We start from the raw sequence: 1,509 nt of genomic DNA, 5'->3' as shown, positions 1-1,509 counted from the left end.
CGCGACCGCATCGACACCCGCAACCCACCCCAATACGAAAACGTCGGCCTTCAAGACCACAACCAGGTCTTGAAGGCCGACGTCACGCAGAACCCGAATTAACCAACAGCATCCGGACGGCACGGGCCCTTCCGCTGGGACAGCGTGGGTCAGGACGCGAAGAACGCGCGCGGGTCGGCGACCAGCACACCGTGCTCGGTGAGCCGCTCGATCAGGCCCGACGGCGAGGCGTCGTAGACGATCGCGAGGGCGCGCAGGTCGTCGGCGCGGATGGAGAGCACCCGGCCGTTGTAGTCACCGCGCTGCTGCTGGATGGCGCGCGCGTACCGGGCTACGTAGGCGAGGTCCTCGGAGGCCTCGTCGTAGAGCCGCTCCAGGTCCAGGACGATCTTGCTGGTGGGCTCGTGGCGCACCCCGCTGCCGTCGGGGAGCAGCTCCGAGACGGGTACGCGGTAGAACTCGGCCAGCTCCGCCAGGCGGGACACGGTGACGGCCCGGTCGCCGCGCTCGTACGAGCCGACCACCACGGCCTTCCACCGCCCGTTCGACTTCTCCTCCACCCCCTGCAGGGACAGGCCCTGCTGCTGGCGGATGGAGCGCAGGCGGGCGCCCAGCGACTTGGCGTATTCAGAGGGCATTCGGACACTCCCAGTGCTGCTCGGGGTTCTCCCAGCTATCGCTACGGAGCGTGACGGTACGGGGATTGCGACACGTGGTCAAGTGTTCGAGGCGACCCGGTCAGGAGCGCCGGTGTGGGTTGTCCCCATTTCTCCGGGCTGACCCGGCGGTCAGTACCGGCGACGACCATCCCGGTGACCGCTGGTAACGTGGCGTGAAGCCCCGGTCCGGGCCGTAGGCGGCCCGCCGGAAGACCAGACGTCCTTTAACGACCCGTCCCGTGAGGCGGGGAAGGAGGTCCGCCGTGGCCTACCCACCGGCTGCCCAGTCACCGTCGCCGCCGCGACAACCCTCGGTGAAGGTGATCCTCGCCTCCGCCGACGTGTCGCGGGTGGTCGACCGCATCGCCCACCAGATCCTGGAGAAGACCCAGGGCGCCGCCGACACCGTGCTGCTCGGCATCCCCACCCGGGGCGTGCCGCTGGCCCGGCGCCTCGCCGCCCGGATCAGCACCTTCGAGGACGTGACCGTCCCGGTCGGCGTGCTCGACATCACGCTCTACCGCGACGACCTGCGCCGGCACGCCACCCGCGCGGTCGGCCCGACCGACCTGCCGCCCGGCGGGATCGACGGCAGGCGGGTCGTCCTCGTCGACGACGTGCTCTTCTCCGGCCGCACCGTGCGGGCCGCCCTCGACGCGCTCAGCGACGTCGGCCGCCCGGCCTCCGTGCAGCTCGCCGTGCTGGTCGACCGCGGCCACCGCCAGCTGCCGATCCGCGCCGACTACGTCGGCAAGAACATCCCGACCGCGCTCGCCGAGAGCGTGAAGGTCACCCTCGCCGAGACCGACGGCGCCGACGAGGTCAAGCTGTACGGGGGGTCACGGTGAGC

Annotated in this window: 2 protein-coding genes; one reads left to right on the top strand and one right to left on the bottom strand. The window is 71.0% G+C overall.

All coding sequences use genetic code 11. The features are described from left to right. Positions 1-149: 149 nt before the first annotated feature. The gene (locus AB0I11_RS33435; RefSeq protein WP_007458348.1) at positions 150-638 is read right to left on the bottom strand and encodes a transcriptional regulator; all 489 of its coding nucleotides are present in this window, start codon (positions 636-638) and stop codon (positions 150-152) included. A 284-nt stretch (positions 639-922) separates the two neighbouring features. Here AB0I11_RS33435 and pyrR point away from each other — a divergent pair, with 284 nt between their 5' ends. Beyond that, entirely contained in the window at positions 923-1,507 is a 585-nt protein-coding gene (gene pyrR / locus AB0I11_RS33430) for a bifunctional pyr operon transcriptional regulator/uracil phosphoribosyltransferase PyrR (RefSeq protein WP_357329791.1), read from the top strand. Positions 1,508-1,509 lie beyond the last annotated feature (2 nt).

The organism is Micromonospora sp. NPDC050495 (genome assembly GCF_040655175.1).
Taxonomy (GTDB): Bacteria; Actinomycetota; Actinomycetes; order Mycobacteriales; family Micromonosporaceae; genus Micromonospora.
The sequence above is the reverse complement of the archived record's forward strand: the minus strand, read 5'-3'. Positions and strand labels throughout refer to the sequence as shown.